Origin of the sequence: Streptomyces sp. NPDC101151 (assembly GCF_044768335.1) — a bacterium.
GTDB lineage: Bacteria > Actinomycetota > Actinomycetes > Streptomycetales > Streptomycetaceae > Streptomyces.
This window is the reverse complement of record NZ_JBIWPP010000018.1, coordinates 62390-83311: the sequence shown is the minus strand read 5'-3', so window position 1 is coordinate 83311 and position 20922 is coordinate 62390. Positions and strand designations below refer to the sequence as shown.

General features: G+C 72.7%; 19 protein-coding genes and 1 pseudogene. 7 read left to right on the top strand and 13 right to left on the bottom strand.

The genetic code is table 11. From position 1 onward, the window contains the following. Positions 1 to 30 precede the first annotated feature (30 nt). A complete protein-coding gene (locus ACIRU3_RS28770) occupies positions 31 to 498 on the bottom strand; it encodes an SHOCT domain-containing protein (RefSeq protein WP_404061996.1) in 468 nt (155 codons plus the stop codon). Positions 499 to 630: 132 nt separating this feature from the next. Then, positions 631 to 1278 (bottom strand): HdeD family acid-resistance protein, encoded by a 648-nt coding sequence (locus tag ACIRU3_RS28765; RefSeq protein WP_404061994.1) that lies wholly within the window; start codon positions 1276 to 1278, stop codon positions 631 to 633. Positions 1279 to 1529: 251 nt separating this feature from the next. On the opposite strand from ACIRU3_RS28765, the gene ACIRU3_RS28760 reads away from it, so the two are divergent. Continuing rightward, entirely contained in the window at positions 1530 to 2936 is a 1407-nt protein-coding gene (locus tag ACIRU3_RS28760) for a DUF2252 domain-containing protein (RefSeq protein ID WP_404061992.1), read from the top strand. Between the two features lie 52 nt (positions 2937 to 2988). Here ACIRU3_RS28760 and ACIRU3_RS28755 read toward each other — a convergent pair whose 3' ends face one another. The 5 genes from ACIRU3_RS28755 to ACIRU3_RS28735 form a co-directional block, all read right to left on the bottom strand. Then, entirely contained in the window at positions 2989 to 3186 is a 198-nt protein-coding gene (locus tag ACIRU3_RS28755) for a hypothetical protein (protein ID WP_404061990.1), read from the bottom strand. Between the two features lie 101 nt (positions 3187 to 3287). Continuing rightward, positions 3288 to 3806: a hypothetical protein gene (locus tag ACIRU3_RS28750; protein ID WP_404061987.1), complete on the bottom strand. Its 519-nt coding sequence runs from the start codon at positions 3804 to 3806 to the stop codon at positions 3288 to 3290. A 210-nt stretch (positions 3807 to 4016) separates the two neighbouring features. Next, on the bottom strand, positions 4017 to 6707 hold the full coding sequence (locus tag ACIRU3_RS28745; RefSeq protein WP_404061985.1) for a LuxR C-terminal-related transcriptional regulator: 2691 nt from the start codon (positions 6705 to 6707) through the stop codon (positions 4017 to 4019). A gap of 153 nt (positions 6708 to 6860) precedes the next feature. After that, positions 6861 to 8201: a hypothetical protein gene (locus tag ACIRU3_RS28740; protein ID WP_404061982.1), complete on the bottom strand. Its 1341-nt coding sequence runs from the start codon at positions 8199 to 8201 to the stop codon at positions 6861 to 6863. A gap of 101 nt (positions 8202 to 8302) precedes the next feature. After that, entirely contained in the window at positions 8303 to 9403 is a 1101-nt protein-coding gene (locus tag ACIRU3_RS28735) for a YhjD/YihY/BrkB family envelope integrity protein (protein ID WP_404061979.1), read from the bottom strand. 115 nt (positions 9404 to 9518) lie between these two features. Between ACIRU3_RS28735 and ACIRU3_RS28730 the strand changes: the two genes are divergently transcribed. Then, complete coding sequence (locus ACIRU3_RS28730; protein WP_404061976.1) at positions 9519 to 9977, top strand: DUF6325 family protein; 459 nt, start codon at positions 9519 to 9521, stop codon at positions 9975 to 9977. Between the two features lie 65 nt (positions 9978 to 10042). Then, on the top strand, positions 10043 to 10327 hold the full coding sequence (locus tag ACIRU3_RS28725) for an SHOCT domain-containing protein (RefSeq protein WP_404061973.1): 285 nt from the start codon (positions 10043 to 10045) through the stop codon (positions 10325 to 10327). 6 nt (positions 10328 to 10333) lie between these two features. Here the strand turns inward: ACIRU3_RS28725 and ACIRU3_RS28720 are convergent, their stop codons facing one another. Together ACIRU3_RS28720 and ACIRU3_RS28715 are read right to left on the bottom strand one after the other, a co-directional pair. Beyond that, positions 10334 to 10753, bottom strand: coding sequence for a CBS domain-containing protein (locus tag ACIRU3_RS28720; RefSeq protein ID WP_404061969.1), 420 nt, complete (start codon positions 10751 to 10753; stop codon positions 10334 to 10336). Positions 10754 to 10854: 101 nt separating this feature from the next. Continuing rightward, the gene (locus tag ACIRU3_RS28715) at positions 10855 to 11592 is read right to left on the bottom strand and encodes a flavodoxin family protein (protein WP_404061967.1); all 738 of its coding nucleotides are present in this window, start codon (positions 11590 to 11592) and stop codon (positions 10855 to 10857) included. A gap of 242 nt (positions 11593 to 11834) precedes the next feature. Here ACIRU3_RS28715 and ACIRU3_RS28710 point away from each other — a divergent pair, with 242 nt between their 5' ends. After that, positions 11835 to 12311 (top strand): SRPBCC family protein, encoded by a 477-nt coding sequence (locus ACIRU3_RS28710; protein WP_404061964.1) that lies wholly within the window; start codon positions 11835 to 11837, stop codon positions 12309 to 12311. 145 nt (positions 12312 to 12456) lie between these two features. After that, positions 12457 to 14862, top strand: a complete 2406-nt coding sequence (locus tag ACIRU3_RS28705) for a SpoIIE family protein phosphatase (protein WP_404061962.1) — start codon at positions 12457 to 12459, stop codon at positions 14860 to 14862. A 122-nt stretch (positions 14863 to 14984) separates the two neighbouring features. On the opposite strand, the gene ACIRU3_RS28700 is transcribed toward ACIRU3_RS28705, so the two are convergent. From ACIRU3_RS28700 to ACIRU3_RS28685, 4 genes are all read right to left on the bottom strand, one after another. Beyond that, positions 14985 to 15494: an O-acetyl-ADP-ribose deacetylase gene (locus ACIRU3_RS28700; RefSeq protein WP_404061959.1), complete on the bottom strand. Its 510-nt coding sequence runs from the start codon at positions 15492 to 15494 to the stop codon at positions 14985 to 14987. Next, on the bottom strand, positions 15491 to 16909 hold the full coding sequence (locus ACIRU3_RS28695) for a phytoene desaturase family protein (RefSeq protein ID WP_404061956.1): 1419 nt from the start codon (positions 16907 to 16909) through the stop codon (positions 15491 to 15493). Before ACIRU3_RS28695 ends, ACIRU3_RS28700 begins: the two co-directional genes overlap by 4 nt. A 79-nt stretch (positions 16910 to 16988) precedes the next feature. Next, a complete protein-coding gene (locus ACIRU3_RS28690) occupies positions 16989 to 17834 on the bottom strand; it encodes an inositol monophosphatase family protein (protein ID WP_404061954.1) in 846 nt (281 codons plus the stop codon). Between the two features lie 91 nt (positions 17835 to 17925). Next, on the bottom strand, positions 17926 to 19740 hold the full coding sequence (locus tag ACIRU3_RS28685; protein ID WP_404061951.1) for a gamma-glutamyltransferase family protein: 1815 nt from the start codon (positions 19738 to 19740) through the stop codon (positions 17926 to 17928). Positions 19741 to 19842: 102 nt separating this feature from the next. Here ACIRU3_RS28685 and ACIRU3_RS28680 point away from each other — a divergent pair, with 102 nt between their 5' ends. Together ACIRU3_RS28680 and ACIRU3_RS28675 are read left to right on the top strand one after the other, a co-directional pair. Beyond that, positions 19843 to 20574: a dienelactone hydrolase family protein gene (locus ACIRU3_RS28680; protein ID WP_404061948.1), complete on the top strand. Its 732-nt coding sequence runs from the start codon at positions 19843 to 19845 to the stop codon at positions 20572 to 20574. Positions 20575 to 20739: 165 nt separating this feature from the next. Further along, positions 20740 to 20886: pseudogene (locus ACIRU3_RS28675) on the top strand (IMP dehydrogenase); the annotation flags it as partial. Positions 20887 to 20922: the final 36 nt, after the last annotated feature.

The window sequence follows — 20922 nt, the reverse complement described above, 5'->3', positions numbered from 1 at the left end:
ACTGCCTCGATTCGTATCCGTGGCTCGGGCTCAGTGCCCGGGCGTGGTGTGCAGGGCCTCGGAGCTCTTCGCCGGTCCGGCGCCGCTGAGCACCAGCTCCTTCGCCTTGCGGAACTCCTCTTCGGTGATGTCGCCGCGGGTCCGCATCTCGGAGAGCTTGGCCAGTTCGTCGGCGCTGCTGGTCGGGGCGGTGCCCTTCGCGGTCTCCCGGACGTAGGAGTCGAAGGCTTCCTGCTGGGCGCGTGCCTGTGCGATCTCCCGCTTCCCCATGCCCTTGCCGCGGGCGATCACGTAGATGAGGACGCCCAGGAAGGGCAGCACGATCACGAACAGAGTCCAGCCGGCCTTGCCCCATCCGCTCATGTCGTCGTCACGGAAGATGTCGACGATGATCCGGAACAGCAGGATGAACCACATGATCCACAGGAAGAACCACAGCATGGTCCAGAAGGCGCTCAACAGCGGATAGTCGTACGCGAGGTAGGTCTGCGCGCTCATGTCTCTCCTCCGTTGGTGAGGCGGCCCGACAAGCCGGTTTCCGCTGGTTTCAGCGTGCACACGGCGAGCGGGGGGCGCTTCACCCGACGCGGGTGATCGTGGCGGGTGAACGTGGCGGGTACGAAGGGGGACTCAGCCGGTCGGGCCGGAGGCGCCCGGCGCCACGCCGCTTCTGCGCAGTGCGGACCGCCACGCGAAGGCGACCGCCAGTTCGACCAGGCCGAGCAGCACCAGCCACAGACCGAGCAGCCGGGTCAACGCCCGTGCCGACTCGGTGGGCAGGGCCAGCACGACGATCCCGGCGACGATGGCGAGCAGCGCGCCGGCGAGGACGACACCGCGGTGCGGGAGGTCCTCGGTCGCGATCGCCGTGTAGAGGGTGAGAATGCCGGACACCAGCCAGGCGACCCCGACGATCAGCGACAGCGCGGCGATGGTCTGCAGCGGATTGCGCAGACACAGGACACCGGCCAGGACGTACAGCACCGCGATCAGCAGTCCGGGAATCCGTTCCCCGTGTCCCTCCCGGGAGAAGGCCGTGACGAACCGCAACGCGCCCATGGCCAGCAGGTAGAGGCCGATGAGTACGGCCAGGACGTGCAGCGTCTCGTCCGGCCAGACGAGGATCAGCACACCCGGTACGAGCGTCACGATCGCCGAACCCAGGAGCCAGGTCCACGACCGGGCGAGCGCCGTCATGGCGTCGCCCGGGCCGGTGGCCGCTCCCCGGGGCGGGAGCGGCGGTCCGGTACGCGGTTCCGGACCACGCGACTCGGTCATGGCTCCTCCTCGCGTGATCGAACGGATCGTGTCCGGACCGCCGGCGGGGGCGGCGTGTGCGGACCCCTCACCGGGACAGCGTCACCCGCGCGGCCGCCGCACCGGATCACCCATCACGGGTGATCCCGCCACCCGGCCGGGGCGGTGGGGTGGGATCGGGTCCATGGGCGGACGGCCCGCGTGGCCCTCCGGCCCCCGCCGGGAGCCGGATCGGCAAGCGACGGCAGGCTTGTGGACCAGGAGGGTGAGTCATGACCGCACCGAGCGCCTTCACCGTCTCCCGGTCACTGGCCGACCGGGTGGCCTGCGGCAGGAACGCCCGTACGCGTGCCCCGCGGTCGGGCCACGGCGTGTTCGAGACGGCGCCTGACCGGCCGGACGTGATCGATGTGCTGGAGCGTCAGTCGGCCACCCGGGTGTCCGGGTTGGTGCCGGTCCGCTACGGCCGCATGCTCGAGTCCCCGTTCCGCTTCTACCGCGGTGCGGCCGCGGTGATGGCGACGGACCTCGGCCCGCTGCCGGACAGCGGGCTCCGGGTGCAGCTGTGCGGAGACGCCCATCTGCTGAACTTCCGGTTGCTGGCCTCGCCGGAACGGCATCTGGTCTTCGACATCAACGACTTCGACGAGACCTTCCCGGGTCCGTTCGAATGGGACGTCAAACGGCTGGCGGCCAGCTTCGCCCTCGCGGGCCGCGCCAACGGCTTCCCGGCCGGCGTGCAGAACGAGGCGGTGCGCACCTGTGTGCGGGCCTACCGGGACCGGATGCGGGAGTTCGCCGGCATGCGCACGCTGGACATCTGGTACGCCCAGGACGACGCCGACGTGATGCGTACGCTGCTGGCCTCCTCGATGAGCAGGCAGAGCAGGCGCCGTACGGCCGAGGCGACCGCCCGTGCCCGTGCCCGCACCCACCTGCAGGCTTTCGCGCAGCTCACGCACCTCACACCCGAGGGCCGGCGGATCGCGCCCGACCCGCCGCTGATCACCCCGCTGCGGGAGCTGCAGGACGTGACCTCCCAGGAGGAGGACAAGGAGCTGCAGGCGCTGCTGGAGGGCTATGCGCGCACGCTGCCGGCGGACCGGCGGCATCTGCTGCGCCACTACCGGCTGGTGGACATGGCCCGGAAGGTGGTGGGCGTCGGCAGCGTCGGAACCCGGTGCTGGATCCTGCTCCTGCTGGGCCGGGACGACGACGATCCCCTGCTGCTGCAGGCCAAGGAGGCGCAGGAGTCGGTGCTCGCGGCGCACACGGGCGGCGAACGGTACGACAACCAGGGCCGCCGGGTGGTGGCCGGGCAGCGGCTCATCCAGACGACCAGCGACATCTTCCTGGGCTGGACGCATGTCCTGGGCCTCGACGGGCGCGGCCGGGACTTCTATGTGCGCCAGCTGCGCGACTGGAAGGGCATCGCCCGGCCGGACACCATGGACCCGGCTCTGCTGAACCTGTTCGGGCGGGTGTGCGGGGCCTCGCTGGCACGGGCCCACGCCCGCTCCGGAGATCCCGTCGCCATCGCCGCCTACCTGGGCGGCGGTGACCGCTTCGACCGCGCGCTGGCCGGCTTCGCGCAGGCCTACGCGGATCAGAACGAGCGGGACTTCGAGACGCTGGGCGAGGCGGTGCGCTCGGGGCGGGTCGTGGCGGCCGGGCAGTGAGGGCGGCGGCCGTCCCGGGCGGGGGCGGTCATGCCGTCCCGGGCAGGGGCGGTCACTCCGGCACCTGCCGCATCTCCACGACGCGCAGCCCCAGCGACTGGCAGCGGTGCAGCAGCCCGTAGAGGTGCGCCTCGTCGATGATGCGGCCGAACAGGACCGTCTGACCGGACATCTTGACGTGGTCCAGCTCCGGGAAGGCTTTGGTCAGCGTCTCCGACATGAGTCCATCGACACGGATCTCGTAGCGCATGTGCCGCTTCTCCCGCCGCGGGCCTCCTGCGGTCTGCTTGCGATCCTGCTCCGCACGGCGGCGCCCGGCCTCACCCGGGGCAGGTGATCCGGCGCCCGGGATCAGTGCGTCAGGGCGAGCTTGAACGAGATGATCACCAGGCCGAGCAGCAGATTGATCGTGGCGGTGCCCGCCACCAGCCCCCAGGAGGCGCCCGCCTTCCGTGCGCCGGCCGCCGACCACCCCACCTGCCCGGCCACGGCCACCGCGACCGCCAGCCAGACGGCACCCGCCACGTCCAGGCCCAGCAGCGGGCTCACGGCGACGGCGAGGGCCGGCGGGACGGCCGCCTCGACGATCGGCCACTCCTCACGGCACACCCGCACGATGGTCGGCCGGTCCAGGGGCCGCTGCGCCAGACGGGCTCCGAACAGCTGCGCGTGGACATGCCCGACCCAGAACACGAGGCCGCTCAGCAGCAGCAGGAGGACGAGCTGCACGAGGGGGAACTCGCCCAGGGCGCCGGCGCCGATCACCACCGAGGCGGCGAGCATCGACCCGTAGACCGCGCCGGTGTAGTCGGCGTGGGCCCGGCGCCCGGCTCGGCGTTCCCGCGCCGTGGTGTGGCTGGTTGAGGACATCGCCCGTATCCCTTCGCGGTCACTGCGTGGCGCCGGACGGGCCGGCAGGTGCGTCGCCTTCCGACGGCTGCGGGCCTGCGGCCCGGCGCGGCGTGACGACGGTCCGGAGGGCGGTGACCTCGGTGCGGAAATCCTCGACCGGCCGCCGCCTTCATCGCACCGGAGGCGCTGGGCCCTCGCCTCACCCGCCGCGGGCGAGCCGGCCGGAGGTCACATCAGTCCACGGTCGCGGGCGCGGCGCACCGCGTCGCCGCGCCGGTTCACCCCGAGTTTGCGGTAGACGCTCTTGAGGTGGGTCTTGACGGTGTTGACCGAGACGTACAGGTCGGCGGCGATCTCCTCCGTGGACATCATCTGGGCCAGCCGTTGCAGCACCTCGCGCTCTCGTCCGCTCAGCTCCTCGACGACCAGGGAGGAGGGGTCCGCGGCCTCGCCCGGCCCGCCGTGCGGCGCGGCGCGGCCGGGTGTGAGCCAGCCCGCGGCCAGGGCCTGCAGGGGTGGTGAGTCCAGGAGGTGCCGCATGGACGGTCCGGCTTCGAGGAAGGGGCGCCGCAGCCGTTCCCGCCGGGCGTCCAGCAGGGCCCGGGCGAGCAGTTTGCGGGCGGTGTCGGTGTCCCCCGCCTCGTGGGCGGCCCGGGCGCGCACCAGCGCGGCCCGCACCGTCACACCCGGGCCGGTAAGGCCCCGGGTCTGCGAACGGTCGAGCAGATCGACGGCCGCGTCACGGTTCCCGGCGGCGAGCCGGGCCCAGGCCAGCTCGGCCGCGTACGCGGGCTCTGCGTCGTACGGCACCTCGTCGAGCACCTTCGCGGCGCTCTCCGGCCGGCCCTCGGCCAGATAGGCGGCGGAGACGGCCAGCGCCGTGTGGACGTCCGCCCAGGGGGAGGCCACGAGAGCGGGTACGGCGGGGTCGGCCGCCGCCGCGGCCGCGGCCGGGTCACCGCGCGCCAGCAGCAGGCGTGCCGTCGCGAGGGACCGGCCCGCCGCCGTCACCGGGTCGGAGGCGGCGGGGCCGAAGGCGGCCGCCTCGTCCAGGAGCAGCTGGGCCTGCCCGAGGTCGTCGCGATCGACGGCCACGGCCGCCAGCACCAGCTGCCCGAGTCCTGAACCGGAGGGCCGGCGCGGACCGAACTGCTCCGTTTCGCTCATGGCCGCCAGTGCCCTGCGCTCCGCCCGGCCCAGCCAGCCGTGCAGATAGTCGATCAGCGCCAGGTGTGCGAGGGAGTCCTCCCGGGGCAATGCCGTCGAGGCGCCGCCGGGGCAGTCGGCCACCTCGGCCAGGACGGTACGTGCGTCCTCGAAGCGACCGGCCCACAGCCGGGCCGAGCCGAGGTGGATCAGCAGGAGGGCGGTGAGTTCTGGGTGTTTGTCCAGCAGGTGGGCGGGTACCTCGCTGCGCAGTTCCGCGGCCGTCGCCAGGGCCTTCTCGGCTCTGCCGGGCGCACCGGTCAGCCGGGCCGCCAGCGACTCCAGCAGTACGCAGCTCAGCCTGCCCGCGGCGTCGGGCGCCTGTGCGGCCAGGCGTTCCTCGGCCCGCCGCAGATGGACCAGGCCACGGCCGACATCGTGCTCGGACAGCTCGCGCGCGGCGCGCACCAGGTCCGCCGCCGCGCTCGTGGTCTCGGGCCCCATCCGTGCGAACAGCTCGGTGAGGTCGTCCGCGCGCAGGCCGGTGAAGAGCTGGCCGATCGCCAGGTCGTCGACCAGGGCTGCGGCGGTGAGCTCCCAGTCCCCCGCGGCGGCGCCGTGCCCCAGCGCCTCCGGCAGGGATCCGGAAGCCCGCAGCCACTGCGCGGCACGCCGGTGGAGTTCCGGTTCGAGTCCCGGCGAGCGGACCCGCAGATGGGCCCGCAGGATTTCCCCGAAGAGCGGGTGCAGTCGGTACCACGAGTGCCCGAGGTCCTCCACGAACGCGTTCTGGCCCTGCAGTTCGGCCAGGATCGGCTCGACGCCGCTGCGGCCCGTGAGCGCCTGGACAAGTCCGGGGCAGAAGCGCTCCACGACGCTGACGCGCAGCAGGAGGTCCTGGGTCCGGGCCGTCTGCCGTTTCAGCACCTCGGCGAGCAGGAAGTCGGCGACCGTGCTCCGGCCCGCCTCGAAGTCCTTCAGGTACGCCTCGGGATCCGGGCTCTGCCGGGCGGCCATCGCGCACAGGCGCAGCCCGGCGGCCCAGCCCCGGGTGCGCTCGACCAGGGCGCGTGTGGCCTCCGGCGGGAGCCGCAGTCCGTGCAGTTCCAGGAGAGCGGCCGCCTCGTCGGCGGTGAAGGCCAGTTCGGCGTCCCGGATCTCGGTCATGGCCGCGGCGGCCCGGTAGCGGTGCAGGGGGAGCAGTGGCTCGGTGCGGGTGACGAGGATCAGGCGCAGTCCCGGCCCGGCGTGGTGCAGGACGAACTCCAGCTGTTCCGCTATCTGCGGGGCGGTCACCCGGTCGAACTCGTCGAGCACGAGCAGGGCGGGCTGCTCACGGCCGCTGAGTTCGTCGGCGAGGCGGGCCAGCAGTCTGTGATCCATCCGGCTCGGGTCCCCGGGGCAGCCGATCTCGGCGGGGAGCGTCACCCTCGCGGCGCGCAGGGCCTGGAGCACATAGGCCCAGAACATTCCGCAGCCCTGGTCGCCGGCCTCGTTGGTGAACCAGGCGACCGGTCGTCCGAGCCGGGAGGCCCAGTCCGCGACCAGCAGGGTCTTGCCCGCGCCGGCCGAGCCGTTGACCATCGTCAAGGGTGTCTCGAAGACCTGGTCGAGGTGTTCGGCCAGCCGGGGGCGGCGCAGGAAGGTGGCCGGCCTGACCGGCAGGGCGAACCGTGTCTGCAGAAACGGCTCTCCCAGGGGATCGACGTACGGAACGGACGATCCCCGCGCATTGTCGTGCAGTGCAGCCACGGGGTCACCACCCCTGCCCATCAGGCCATGGACGGCGTTCTCCTACTCGATCAGGATCCCAGGCTTCCCGCCCGTGCGCAGTTCGCACAGGGACGGTCGGGCCGTCGTTACGTCCCTGCGGTCCATGCGTCCTTCGGCCCCCGACGACGTCACCGGGTCCGGCGAGTGCTTCCGTCAGGGCGCGTCCCCGGGCCGGCCCGGTGCCCCGCGTGCCGCGTCGAGCTGGGTACGGCCGCCGGCCGCCAGCAGCGCGACGACGACCAGGACGGCGAGCAGGACGAGGACCAGGAGCAGGACGGTGAGCACGGTCGGGTGGTTCCAGAGTGCGAAGACGAGCGCGATGACCAGCAGGGCGGCAAGGGTGAGGCCCCGGCGGTAGGCCAGCGCCCAGCTGCCGGCCCGCCCGGTGTGGATGTGGTGGGCGGCCGCCCACCGGGCGGCGGAGTCAGCGGTGTTCTCGGAGACGCCGCGGATCGCCACCGGCAGCCTGCCCGGCCCGATGAGATAGGCGCCCAGTGCGACGACCACGCCCAGCACGACGGCGGTGCGCAGGCTGACCCACAGGAAACGCAGCAGTGTGTCGAAGACGGCCGCGGCGGCGGCCTTCGACTGCACCTCGGGCGGCAGGTGGTCCAGGTAGTAGCGGCGTGCCACGACCAGGGCGACGGCCACCACCAGGCAGGCGAAGGCGGCGCCCAGCGCGGTGCGGACCAGGGCCCGGCGTCGCCGGTGGGCCAGGAACACCCCGGCGACCCCGAAGAGGACGACGAGCACCGGAAACCAGTTCCCGACGACGTCGAGCAGGTGAGCGGCCTTGCGGAACTTGGCGAGTTCGTCGGAGTGGAACAGCACGAGTTGCTTGTTCACCTGGGGGATCTTGTCGGCGGGTTTCAGGCCGGCGTCGACCAGCTCCTTCTTGACCCGGTCGACGGCCGTGCCGACGTCCAGGGTGACCGTGCCGTCGCTGACCCCGACGGCGCCGCGGCCCTCTCCGGTCAGGGCGTGCACGACGACTTGGTGGGCCTCGCGGTTGGCGAAGCGCCACGTCGTCGCGAAGGCGTCGCTGTCGACCACCCGGGTGGCGATCCTGGTCACCGCCTGGTTCACGGCGGAGTCGATCTGCGGGCCCAGGCTCTTGAGTGCGTCGGCGGCCCGTGGGGGCAGCCCCTCGGACTGGAGCCAGCCGGCGATGTCGGCGGCGACCTGCGGGCCGTCCACCCGGGCGCCCACGGCCTCGGTGATCCGGTGGACCGCCGCGTCCTGGACGGCGGGTTCGGTGGCCAGCGGCGCGACCGTGGACACGTACCTGTCGGTGTCGAGCACGATGTCGTGCACCCAGGTCGCGAGCAGGGCGATGGGGACGAGGATGCAGGTCAGCACGATCAGAACGGCGGAGGCGGTGCTGCGTGCGACGCGGCCGGCGGCTCGGCCCGCGCTTCGGTGTGCCTCGGCCTCGCCGCCGGCCGTGGGCTCGGGGTCCGGGCCCGGCGGGTGTGGGGCGGGCGGCTCTGTCACGGGGCCTCCGGCGCGATCGGGTGCCTGAACATCCCCATTGGGTCAGCCGTGCGGGCCCGGCGCGCGCTGGGCAGGACCGAATGGACGAGGGCGAGGAGGCCCTACGTTTCCCGGCTGCGCCGGGGAGGCGGGCTGCCCAGGCGGCTTGCCAGGAAGGGCTCCTGCGCCAGGACGGCGCCCACGGTGACGCTGACGGCGGCCGCGACACAGACCACGATCAGCCAGGACAACAGCACGAACACGGAACCGAGGGGGCCGTACTCGGCCAGGGCGCGGTCGAGCGCCCGCGGCATGTACAGGCGCGCGGTGACGGCCATCGTGGTGAGGGCGACCGCCGCGATCACGGAACCCGGCAGCAGGGGCTTCCAGCCGATCAGGCCGCCGAGCAGCAGATGCTGGGTCCACCACCACAGGCCGGCCTGACTGGCCAGCGTGAGGGGGAAGCCCAGCCAGGGGCCCACCCCGAACCCGTCGCGCAGGGGGCCCTGGACGACCAGGACACCGATCCACAGGGCGAGCCAGGCCAGCCATCGCCAGGGGGCGATCCGGGTGCCCGCCCTGGGGATCTCCCAGACGCGTTTGCACAGGCGTTGCATGGCCCGGCTGACCGCGGTGGCCGACAGCAGCACCATCAGTCCGCCCACGATGCCGGTGGCCTGCTGAAGGTCGTCCGTCGTGGGCTGGAGCAGCTGCTCCAGTTCGGCGTTGGCCGCACCCGTGAGCCCGAACACCGCCCGCACGGAATTGATCAGCTGGTGCCGCAGCGCGGGCGGAGCGTAGGCCGCGATCACGAACAGCAGCGGGACGGCGGTCAGGAAGCACTGCGCCGCCAGGCGGGTGGCGGAGTCGAAGATGTTCACGGAGACCATGCGGTCCGCCAGATGCGTGACGACCGGAAACCGGGTCTCCGCCTCCCGGTGCACCGACTTCGCCCGGGCCACCAGCCTGGTGGCCCGCTCGTGCCACCACCCCGGTTCAGGATGCCGCTTCCCGTGCCCGCGCAGTGCCATCAGGGTCCCGCGAGCGCACTTCGGCGGTACGACCGGCGCCCGGCCACGGACGGCGCCCACCCGGTGGTCGACATGGCCTCGCTCCTTTCCCTGCGACCAGAGCCCTGCGACCAGAGTGGGGGCCGGGGCGCCCTGCGGCACCCCGGAGGGCGGGGTGGCGTGGGCGTCGTACGCGGACGTGCGAGGCCTCACGCCGCGTGCTGGAATGTCCAGGAGGGCTGACGACCGCCGAGGCGGGGGCGCTGCCACGCAGACGTGGTGGGGACGGACGAACGGTCCCCGCTCCCCCCACGCCCCAGGAGTGCTCATGAACGGCATCGAAGATATGGGCCCCGTCGACTACGTGGTCATCGAGTTCCCCGGGAACCGTATGACGGGCGAGGCCTTCCCCTTGCTGGTCGATCTCGCGGAGCGTCATGTCGTCCGGATCCTCGACCTCGCCTTCGTCCGCAAGGAGACCGACGGCTCGGTCGCCGCCCTGGAGCTGCGCGACCTCGGTGACGAAGTCGATCTGACCGTCTTCGAGGGCGCCTCGTCCGGACTGCTGGATCAGAGCGACCTCGACGAGGCCGGCCATGCGCTGGAGCCCGGCAACTCGGCCGCGGTACTGGTGTACGAGAACCTGTGGGCCGCTCCCCTGGCCCGTGCGCTCAGGCGCAGCGGGGCCCAGCTCGTCGCGGGCGGCCGTATCCCCGTACAGGCCCTGCTGGCGTCGCTGGAGGCCACGGAGGAGACGGTGCCCCCCGGCGGCTCCACCGCCGCCTGACCGGCCGACCGCGCGGGCCGGCACCGTACCGGCCCGGTGCGTTGACACATGGGAGATGACTGAACATGCCCGGACTGCTTCGGGGCGTCGCACGCACTGCCGTCGTCGCCGGAACCGCCACCGCCGTGTCCAACCGCGTCTCACGCCGGCAGGCGGGGCGATGGGCGCAGCAGGACTACGCACAGCAGCAGGAGCCGGCACCGCCCCCTGCTCCTGCCGCACCGCAGCCCGCCGCGCCCGACGAGATGACCCAGAAGATCGATCAGCTCAAGCAGCTGGCCGACCTGAAGGCGCAAGGGATCCTGACGGACCAGGAGTTCGAGAACCAGAAGCGCCAGCTCCTGAGCTGAGGCCGGTCAGCGCGTCGCGTAGACCTTCTCGACGAAGCCGGCGATCTGCTCGTCCGTCAGGTGCCTGGCCAGATCGGCCTCGCTGATCATGCCGACGAGCCTCTTGTCCTGGATCACCGGCAGCCTGCGGATCTGGTTCGACTCCATCTCGTCAAGCACCTGGTCCACGCTCGCGTCCGCGTCGATCCAGCGCGGCGTGCCCTGCGACAGATCGCCGCACGTCACCTTCGACGGATCGTGACCCTTGGCCACGCACTTCACGACGATGTCACGGTCGGTGATGATGCCGCACAGTCGCTCGTCGGCATCGCTGACGGGCAGTGCACCCACGTTCAGGCGCGCCATCAGCTGAGCGGCCCGGTCGAGGGTCTCGGTCTGCGGGATCCACTGGGCCCCGGTATGCATGATCTCTGCGGCGGTGGTCATGGGTTCAACCTCCTGAAACACACGCCCATTCGAGTGAACAGGGCGCCTTCCCTCACCGTACGAGCATGTCTGCCTCCCCGCGCGGCGGGTCGTCGCCGCCCCTACCGGTGTTCGGGGTTCTCGTAGTCGTGGCGGCAGCCGGCGTCCCAGGCGGTGCGCTGGTTGCCGAAAGCGGGGATGCCGCCGAGATCCTTCAACGCCCTGGCCAGATGCAGCAGGTTCCAGGTCATGAAGGTGGTGTTGCGGTTGGTGAAGTCGTTCTCCGGACCGCCCGAGCCGGAGTCTAGGTACGAGGGGCCCGGGCCCGCCTCGCCGATCCAACCGGCGTCCGCCTGGGGAGGGATGGTGTACCCCAGGTGCTGCAGGCTGTAGAGCACGTTCATGGCGCAGTGCTTGACGCCGTCCTCGTTGCCGGTGATCAGGCAGCCGCCGACGCGGCCGTAATAGGCGTACTGGCCGACTTCGTTGAGCAGGCTGGAGCAGGCGTAGAGGCGTTCGATCACGCGCTTCATCACGGAGCTGTTGTCACCGAGCCAGATGGGCCCGGCCAGCACGAGGATGTCGGCCGCCATGACCTGCCGGTACAGGTCCGGCCAGGCGTCCGTCGCCCAGCCGTGCTCCCTCATGTCGGGCCACACGCCGGTGGCGATGTCGTGGTCCACGGCCCGTACGACGTCGACGCGCACTCCCTGGGCGTCCAGGACGGCGGTGCTCCGGTCGATCAGCCCCTGGGTGTTGCTGGTCTCCGGCGAGCGTTTGAGGGTGCAGTTGATCACCATGGCCCGCAGGTCGTCGTACCGGGCCGGGGGTGCCTCGGTGGCGGGCGGCGAAGCGGTCACACGGTCCTCCCACGGGCCTGGCGCGGTTCGGTCGAGCGACGGCGCGTCCGCCGCGTACGGCTCCACCGTGCGGGACGGCCGTGGCGGACGCCACCACAGCGCCTCCGAATGGCCTCGGCGGTGCTTCCCCCGGTCGGCGGGCCCGCCGACGGCTGCGGATGCCCGGCGTGTACCGCGCGGCTACTGTCGAAGAGCCAACGGCGCCTCCCCTGTCCCCGTCCTCCAGAAGGAGCGTGGTCGGCGTGGCCCGGAACCGCCGTCTGATCCTCAGCTCGCCGTCAGAGGTCTGGAGTCTGCTGTCCGACGGCTCTCGCTACGGGGAGTGGGTGACCGGCACTCAACAGGTCCTCGCCGCGGATCCGCACTGGCCGGACGTGGGCGCGCGCCTCCGCGTCCGGGTCGGCGTCGGTCCCCTGACCCTGGACGACACCTGCGTCGTCCGCATCTGCGAGCCGCGACACCGTCTGGAACTGGAGGCGAAGGCGGATCCCTTCGGCGCGGCCCGCATCGCCATGAACCTGATCCCCTGGGGGGAACACACCCTCTTCGTCCTCGACTGGCACCCCCTCCGGGGCCCCGGAACCCGGATGCACGGGCTCCCGGTGGACTACATCGTCGCGATCCGCAACGGCATGATGCTGACGAAACTGGCCCGGATCGCGTTGCGTGAACACGACGAAAGCGCCGGTGGCGTGCTGCGGAACGCCCGGAGCGGATGATCGGGAACGCTCCCTCTGCGCCGCATGGTGGTCGCGTCCGGGAAGCCGGCGGTCGCCCTGTGTGAGCAGGACGGCGATCGCGCGTGCGGTTGTCGTCGGACGTGTGGCACGGGATGCTGAGGGAGCACGAAGGGAAGCGGTGCCCATGGATCGTTTTCCGAATGCGGCCGACGTCGATTTCCACAGTCCTCTGGACCTCTCCAAGGCTGCCGCCGCGGTGCTGGACGACGAAGGCCGCATCGCCGGGTGGGGATCCTCGGCCCAGCGACTCCTCGGACATGCGCCCGAGGACGTACTCGGCCAGTCGGCCGCCCGGTTGCTGGCCAAGGCCCCGGGGCAGCGGCTGTCCGCCCTCTGCAAGGCGCACAAGCCCCGCAGCACCGTCCTTGACCTCTGCTGTCGGGACGGACGTTCCCTGCGCGCGGCCGTGACGTTCACCCCGCTGTCGCACCGGGGCGCCGCCGCGACCGTCGTGGTCGCGGCCGACCTGGAGGAGCTGCGCGGCTGGGAGGCACAGCTGGCGATGCTGCAGGGACTGGCGACCGAGTCCTCCGTGGGCCTGACGATCTTCGACACCGACATGCGCGTCGTCTGGGGCAACGTCTCCACCGATCTGGAGCTCGCGGGGATCGCCCAGTACATCGGCCGGCCGGCCGAGGATCTCTTTCCCGAAGGCGAATTCATCTCCCGGCACCACCCCCCGGACGAAGACCAGATCATGGAGCACGTGCTGACGACGGGGGAACCGATCATGGGCATGCACTATCGCGGGCGTGCCCCCGCCGACCCGGTGCGCGAGCACGTCTGGTCCTGCTCCTACCACCGGCTGGTGGACGCGCGGGGCGAACCGCTGGGGCTGTTCGAGGAGTCCCTGGACATCACCGACCGCTACCGCGCCCAGGAACGGCTGTCGTTGCTGGTGCGGGCAGGAAAGCGCATCGGTGCCTCGCTGGACGTGCGTCGTACGGCCGCGGAGCTTGCCGACGTGGCGGTACCGCAGCTGGCCGACGAGGTGCTGGTCGACCTGCCGCCGGCGGTGATCGAGGGACGGCAGCCGCCGACGGGCTCGGCGCCCGGTCACAGCCTGCTGCGGATGCACGGCCGGACCCCCGAGGAGTTCCGGACCACTCCCGTCTCCTACCCACCGTCGTCACCGCAGGCTCTGAGCCTGGCCACCGGCCGCCCGGTCGCCGACGCGTCCCCGCCCGGGGCACCGGGCGACCCGGGACCGGCCGCCCCGCACTCCTGCCTGTTCGTCCCGCTGCTCACCCGCGATGCGGTCCTGGGCCTTGCCACCTTCCGGCGCAGCAGCAACCCCGACCCCTTCGGCTCCGAGGAGCACACGCTCGCCGTGGAACTGGCCGAGCGAGCCGCCGTCGGCATCGACAACGCCCGCCGGTACACCAGTCAGCATGCGGCAGCCCTGGTACTGCAGCGAAGTCTGCTGCCACAGCACCTGCCCGAGCAGAGCGCGGTCGAGGTGGCGTACCGGTACCTGCCTGCCGACAGCCGCGTGGGCGTGGGCGGAGACTGGTTCGACGTGATCCCGCTGTCCGGGGCCAGAGTGGGCCTGACCGTCGGCGACGTGGTGGGCCACGGGGTGCACGCGGCCGCGACCATGGGCCGGCTGCGCGCGACCGTACGGACGCTGGCCCTGCTGGACCTGGACCCGGCCGAACTGCTCACCCGGCTGGACGACCTGGTCTCGCAGGGTTCGGACGCGAATGACGGGCTGAGCGACGAGGCGCTCGGGGTGACCTGCCTGTACGCGATCTACGACCCGGTCAGTGGCCGGTGCGTCTGGGCGAGCGCGGGCCACCCCCCGCCGATCGTGGCCGATGCGAGCGGCTCGGTGGCCCTGTCCGCGCTGGCGCCCGGACCGCCCCTGGGGCTGGGCGGCCTGCCCTACGAGAACGTCGAGCTGAGCCTGTCCAGCGGCAGCGTGGTGGCGTTGTTCACCGACGGCGTCGTGGAGGACCGGCGCACCGACATCGACAGCGGGATCGATCGCCTGGCCGAGGTGCTCGCCTGGCAACGATCCCCGCTGGAGGAACTGTGCGACCGGGCACTGTCGGCCCTGCCGCCCGGACCGCAGGCGGACGATGCCACGCTGCTGCTCGTCCGCACCCGCCGGCTCGGCGCCGAGCACGTGGCGGACCTGGAGCTGTCGCCCGACCCGGCCATGGTGGCTCACGCCCGCACCATCACCGAGCGCCAACTGGCGACCTGGGGCCTGTCCGAACTGTCGTTCACCGCGGCACTGGTGGTGAGCGAGCTGGTCACCAACGGCATCCGGTACGCCACCGGGCCCGTCATGCTGCGGCTGATCAGGGACCGCTGCCTGCTGTGCGAGGTCTCCGACAACGCGCACACCGCACCACACCTGCGCCGAGCGCGTCGGGACGACGAGGGAGGCCGCGGTCTGTTCCTCGTCGCCCAGATGTCCCAGCGCTGGGGCACGCGGTACGCCGCGTCCGGGAAGACGATCTGGGCCGAGCTGCCCATCCCCCAAGGTCCCCTGGCCGGCGACGTCGGGGGCGGGCCGCCCTGACGAGCGCGGCCCGCGGTGATCAGCTCCGCGTCGAGAGCGCAACCGACCCGGGTCCGTCCGGGCCGCTCGCCTTCGTCCGGCGGGGGCTCGGACGCGACGGGGCAGGGCCGACCACGCTTTCCTCAGCCGGCCTGCCGGGCGAACGTCTCGTACGCCCGGTCGTCGAAGAGGACGAAACGGACCTCTTCGACCGCTGTCCCTGCCGTGCGCACCGTCTCCACCGCGATACGGGCCGCGTCCTCCATCGGCCATCGGTACACGCCGGTGGAGATCGCCGGGAACGCGACCGTCCGCGCACCCAGCTCATCGGCTGTGCGGAGGGACTCGCGGTAGCAGGAGGCGAGCAGTTCGGAGCGGTCCTCGGTGTCGGACCAGACGGGGCCCACCGTGTGGATGACCCAGCGGGCGTCCAGGTCGCCCGCCGTGGTGGCGACCGCCCGGCCCGTGGGCAGGCCCTTGCCGTAGTGGGAGGCGCGCAGCTTGCGGCACTCCTCCAGGATCGCGGGGCCGCCGCGGCGGTGGATCGCGCCGTCCACGCCCCCGCCGCCGAGCAGCGAGGAGTTGGCGGCGTTGACGATCGCGTCGGCGCTCTGCCGGGTGATGTCGCCCTGGACGAGGGTGATGGTGGTCATGTCTGCCTCAGCCTCCTCCACACGGCCTTCGCCGCGTTGTGCCCGGACATGCCGTGGACGCCGGGTCCCGGCGGGGTGGCCGAGGAGCAGATGAAGACGGCCGGGTGGGGTGTGTGGTACGGGAACGGGGACAGTTTGGGGCGCAGCAGGAGCTGGAGCCCGGAGGCCGCGCCGCAGGCGATGTCGCCGCCGACGTAGTTGGCGTTGCGGGCGGCCATCTCGGCCGGGCCCGCGGTGGCGCGGGCGAGGATCCGGTCGCGGAAGCCGGGCGCGAAGCGCTCCAGCTGGCGTTCTATGGCATCGGTGAGGTCGCCGCTCCAGCCGTTGGGGACGTGGCCGTACGCCCAGAAGACGTGCTTGCCCTCCGGGGCGCGCGTGGGGTCGGCCACGCTGGGCTGCACGGTGATCAGGAACGGCGGGTCGGGGGCGCGGCCCTGGCGGGACGCGGCCCGCAGGGCGGCGCCGATCTCGGCCGCGCTCGCGCCGACCTGCACGGTGCCGGCGATCCGCGCCTCGGGGGCGGTCCAGGGGACCGGGCCGTCCAGCGCGTAGTCGATCTTGAATACGCTGGGGCCGTAACGGTAGTGGTCGTAGTAGCCGCCGAAGCCGGCGATGCGGGCGAGCGCGGCGGGCGAGGTGTCGAAGACGTACGCGCGCGCGGGCGGCAGGTCGTCCAGGCGCTTGACCTCGTAGTCGGTGTGGACGGCGCCGCCGAGGTCCACCAGGTAGGCGGCGAGGGCGTCCGAGATCGCCTGGGAGCCGCCGCGGGCCACGGGCCAGCCGCGGGCGTGCGCGGCCATGGCGAAGATCAGGCCGACGGCGCCGGTGGCCAGGCCGTTCAGCGGGGCCATCACATGGGCGACGAGGCCGGAGAAGAGGGCCTTGAACCGCTCGTCGCGGAAGCGGCGCATCAGCCAGGTGGAGGGCGGCAGCCCGGCCAGGCCGAAGCGGGCGAGGGTGACCGGGTCGCGGGGCAGCGCGGTCAGCGGCAGGGACATGAAGTCCCGTACGAGCGTGTCCCACTTGGGCAGGAGCGGCCCGACCAGCCTGCGGTAGGCGCCCGCGTCACGCGGGCCGAAGGAGGCGGCCGTCTCCGCCACGGAGCGGGCCAGTACGGCCGCGGTGCCGTCCGGGAACGGGTGCGCCATGGGCAGGCTCGCGTGCAGCCACTCGAGGCCGTAGCGGTCCAGGGGCAGCGCGCGGAACGCGGGCGAGCTGATGCCGAGGGGGTGGGCGGCCGAGCACGGGTCGTGCCGGAAGCCGGGCAGGGTCAGCTCCTCGGTGCGGGCGCCGCCACCGACGGTGGGCTGTGCCTCGAACAGGGCGACGGAGAAGCCCCGGCGGGCCAGCTCCACGGCAGCGGTCAGTCCGTTCGGTCCCGCACCCACCACAACCGCATCGAGCATCGACGGCACCTTCGGACCCCTTCGTCAGCCGATGGCCACTCGGGTTCAGGATATGCCGGAGGACCGACAGTCCTGGGTGCCGGGGGCCTCAGGAGGGCGTGTGCAGCAGCTCCGCGACCCGGCGGGCGGTTGCGGCGTCCCGCGCGGCGGTGAACGGCAGCACGTTGGCACCGGTCACCCGGAACGGTTCACCGGCGAGGGTGAGGTGGGCGCCGCCCGCCTCCTCGACCAGGAGCAGGCCGGCCGCGTGGTCCCAGGCGGCCTCCCAGGAGAACGCCACGGCGTCCAACTCGCCCCGGGCGATGGCCAGATACTCCAGGCCGGCCGAGCCGCAGGGGCGCGGGGCGACACCGTCGGTCCACAGGGCGCGCAGCGAGCGCTTCTGCTCCTCGGTGGTGAAGTCCGGGTGGGAGGTGGCGATTTCGAGGTCCCGGCCGGGTGCGGGCGGACCCGCGATCAGCCGCTCACCGTCGAGGAAGGCGCCCTGCCCGCGGACGGCGGTGGCGAGTTGGTCGCGCACGGGTGCGTACGTCCAGGAGGCCAGCACGGTGCCGTGGTGGGCGAGCGCGACCAGGGTGCAGAAGCCGTCGTCGCCGTGGACGAACTGCCGGGTGCCGTCGACCGGGTCGATGATCCAGACGGGCGCGTCGCCCTGGATCGCCTCGTACGTCGCCGGGTTGGCGTGCACCGCCTCCTCACCGACCACCACCGAACCGGGCAGCAGCGCGCCGAGGGCTTCGGTGAGCCGGCGCTCGGCGAGCCGGTCGGCGTCGGTCACCAGGTCGTGCGGCCCGCTCTTCTGGTCCACCTCGTGCTCGGCCAGGCGCCGGAAACGGGGCAGGATCTCGGCCGCGGCCGCCTTGCGGACGGCTTCCTCCACGTCGGCCGAGGAGCGGGCGAGAAACTCGTCGATGGTTTCGATTGCTTCGATCATGCCTCCATGAGAGCACGCGCCACTGACAATCCCCGCCCGACCGGTGGACGGAAGGTGGAATCGGGATGAAGAGCGGGTGCCGCGGCAGCCGTCAGCGGCCCACCGCGTACCCCTGCATCCCGCGCGGGTTGGCCGCGGCCGACAGGACGCCGGTCTCGGGTTCCCGGGCCACCGCGCAGAGCCGGCCCTCCGACCAGCCGGGGCCGACGGTGACGTCGTGGCCGCGCCGCCGCAGCTCCTCGACCACGTCCGCGTCCATGCGGGACTCCACGGTCACGCTGCCCGGGCGGCGGCCGCGCGGGTGGAAGGAGCTGGGGAAGCTGTCGTTGTGCCAGTTCGGGGCGTCGACGGCGCCCTGCAGGTCGAGACCGCCACGGACCGGGGCGCGCAGGACGGCGGCCAGGAAGAAATGCAGCTGCCACTGGTCCTGCTGGTCGCCGCCGGGCGTGCCGAAGGCCATCACCGGGATGCCGGCGCGCAGCGCCAGGGACGGGGTCAGGGTGGTGCGGGGGCGGCGGCCGGGCGTGAGGGAGTTCGGCAGGCCCTCCTCGAGCCAGGTCATCTGCAGCCGGGTGCCGAGCGGGAAGCCCAGCTCCGGCACGACCGGATTGGACTGCAGCCAGCCCCCACTGGGCGTGGCCGCGATCATGTTGCCCCAGCGGTCGACGACGTCCAGGTGGCAGGTGTCGCCGCGAGTGCTGCCGTCGACGGCCACGCGGGGCTCGCCGGGCAGCTGCGCGACGGTCGGCTCGCCGCCGCCCATCGCGTCGGTGTCCTCACCGGCCGCCACGCACGCGTGCACCTGTTCCGGAAGGCGCGGGGCCCGTCCGCCGGGGCTGCCGGGCCGCAGCTCGCGGGAGGCCTCGGCACCGACGAGCGCCCGCCGGCCGGCGTTGTAGCCGTCCGACAGCAGGTCGGCGAGCGGCACCTCGGCCGCGTCCCCGTACCAGGCCTCCCGGTCGGACATGGCGAGCTTGCAGCCCTCGATCAAGAGGTGGACGTAGTCGGCCGAGCCGTGGGCGGGCAGCTCGGACGGGAGCAGGGCCAGCTGCTGGAGAAACGCGGGGCCCTGGCTCCAGGCGCCCGCCTTGCACACGGTCCAGCCGTTCCAGTCGTACGTCACCGGCGCCTCGTAGGTCGCCGACCAGCCGGCGAGGTCGGCCTCGGTGAGCGTGCCGGTGTGCCGTGCGCCGCTGGTGTCCAGGGTGGGCCGCCGGGACTGCCGTACCAGGGCCTCGGCAATGAAGCCGGAGCGCCACACCTCGCGCGCGGCGTCGATGCGGGCCTCCCGGCCGCCGCACCCGGCGGTCTCGGCGAGCAGCCGCTTCCAGGTGGCGGCGAGGGCGGGGTTGCGCAGCAGCGCACCGGGCCGCGGCGCCCTGCCGTCGGGCAGGTACACCTCGGCCGAGGAGGTCCACTCGGTCTCGAACAGCTCCCGTACGCGCTCCACGGTCGCGCCGACGTTCTCCACCGGCGCGTGCCCGTGCTCGGCGTACCCGACGGCGTACTTCAGGACGTCTTCGAGGGACTTGGTGCCATGGTCGCGCAGCAGGAGCAGCCAGGCGTCGAAGGCGCCGGGCACGGCGGCGGCGAGCGGGCCCGTACCGGGTACGAGATCCAGACCGAGGCCCTTGTAGTGAGCGACGGTCGCACCCGCCGGGGCCACGCCCTGCCCGCACAGCACACGCACCTCGCCGCCCGCCGGGGCCAGCAGGATCGGCACCTCGCCGGCGGGCCCGTTCAGGTGCGGCTCCACCACGTGCAGGACGAACGCACCGGCCACGGCCGCGTCGAAGGCGTTGCCGCCGTCCTCCAGAACCGCCATCGCCGACTGGGAGGCGAGCCAGTGGGTGGAGGACACCATGCCGAAGGTGCCCTGAAGCGTGGGTCGGGTGGTGAACTGCATCTCTCACCTCGCTGTTGCGCACGTCGGTCGATCATCAGGCTATCGACCGGATGCACGAGCCTACGATGGGGCGGACATTCAGCTTCAAGACACGGGGGTCTGATGACTGGTCAGTGGGAGACACTCGGCGAAGCGGGCGGCATCGAGGCGTATGTGCACCGCCCGGTGGGCGACGTCCGGGGCGCGGTCGTGGTCTGCTCCGAGCTGTACGGCGTGAACGCCTACGCCCGTGACACCTGCGCGGAACTGGCGGCGGCCGGGTACGTCGCGCTGGCGCCCGACCACTACTGGCGCAACGCTCGCCGTACCGGGCTCGGGTACTCCGCCGAGGAGCGCGAGGACGGCCTGGTGCTGATGCGCGCGCTGGACCGGGACGAGCTGGTGGCCGACGCCTCGGCGGCACTGGCGGTGGCGCGCGCCGAAGCCGGGGAGCGGGGCGTGGCCTTCCTCGGGCTGAGCATGGGCGGGCACATCGCGGTGCGGGCGGCGACCGCGCTGCGCTTCGAGCTGGCCGCCGTGTTCTACCCCGGCTGGCTGCTGAACAGCGGCTTCCCGCTGGTCGGCCCCGTGCCCCCGCTGGAGACCAGCGAGCGGATCGCCGAGGGCGGCGCCTTCCTGCTCGCCTTCCGCGGCGAGCTGGACCACATCATCCCGGCCGAGGAGTGGGAGCAGGCCGAGCAGCGCCTCACCGAGGCCGAGGTGCCGCACGAGCTGGTGACCTACCCGGGCGCCCGGCACGGCTTCGCCTGCGCGGACCGCCCCTCCGACTACGACCCGCAGGCCGGCGCGGACGCCTGGCGGAGGGTCTACGCCGCCTTGGCAGCGCGCCTCTGACCCGACGCGCCCCGTCGAGGGAGATCAGCCGGAGACACCGCGCACCGGCTGGTCCCCGCGGTCGCGCGCGGCCCAGGAAGCGAGGCTGCGCAGGCGTCATGGATCGGCGTGCCGGGTTCCATGGTCCGGATGACCAGTTGTTGCTCGGGGGTGGACGTGCAGGTCCTCATCGACCGCGTGCTGTCGGGCCGTATCGATCCCGGCAAGGTCTTCGATCCGACCCGGCCCCTGCCCCTGCCCCTGGACGAGGCCGCCGAGGGCTACAAGGCGATGGACGAGCGCCACGCCGTCAAGACGCTGCTGCGTCCGTGACATGGTCTCGTCCGGCGTCGCGCGCCGGCCCGGCAG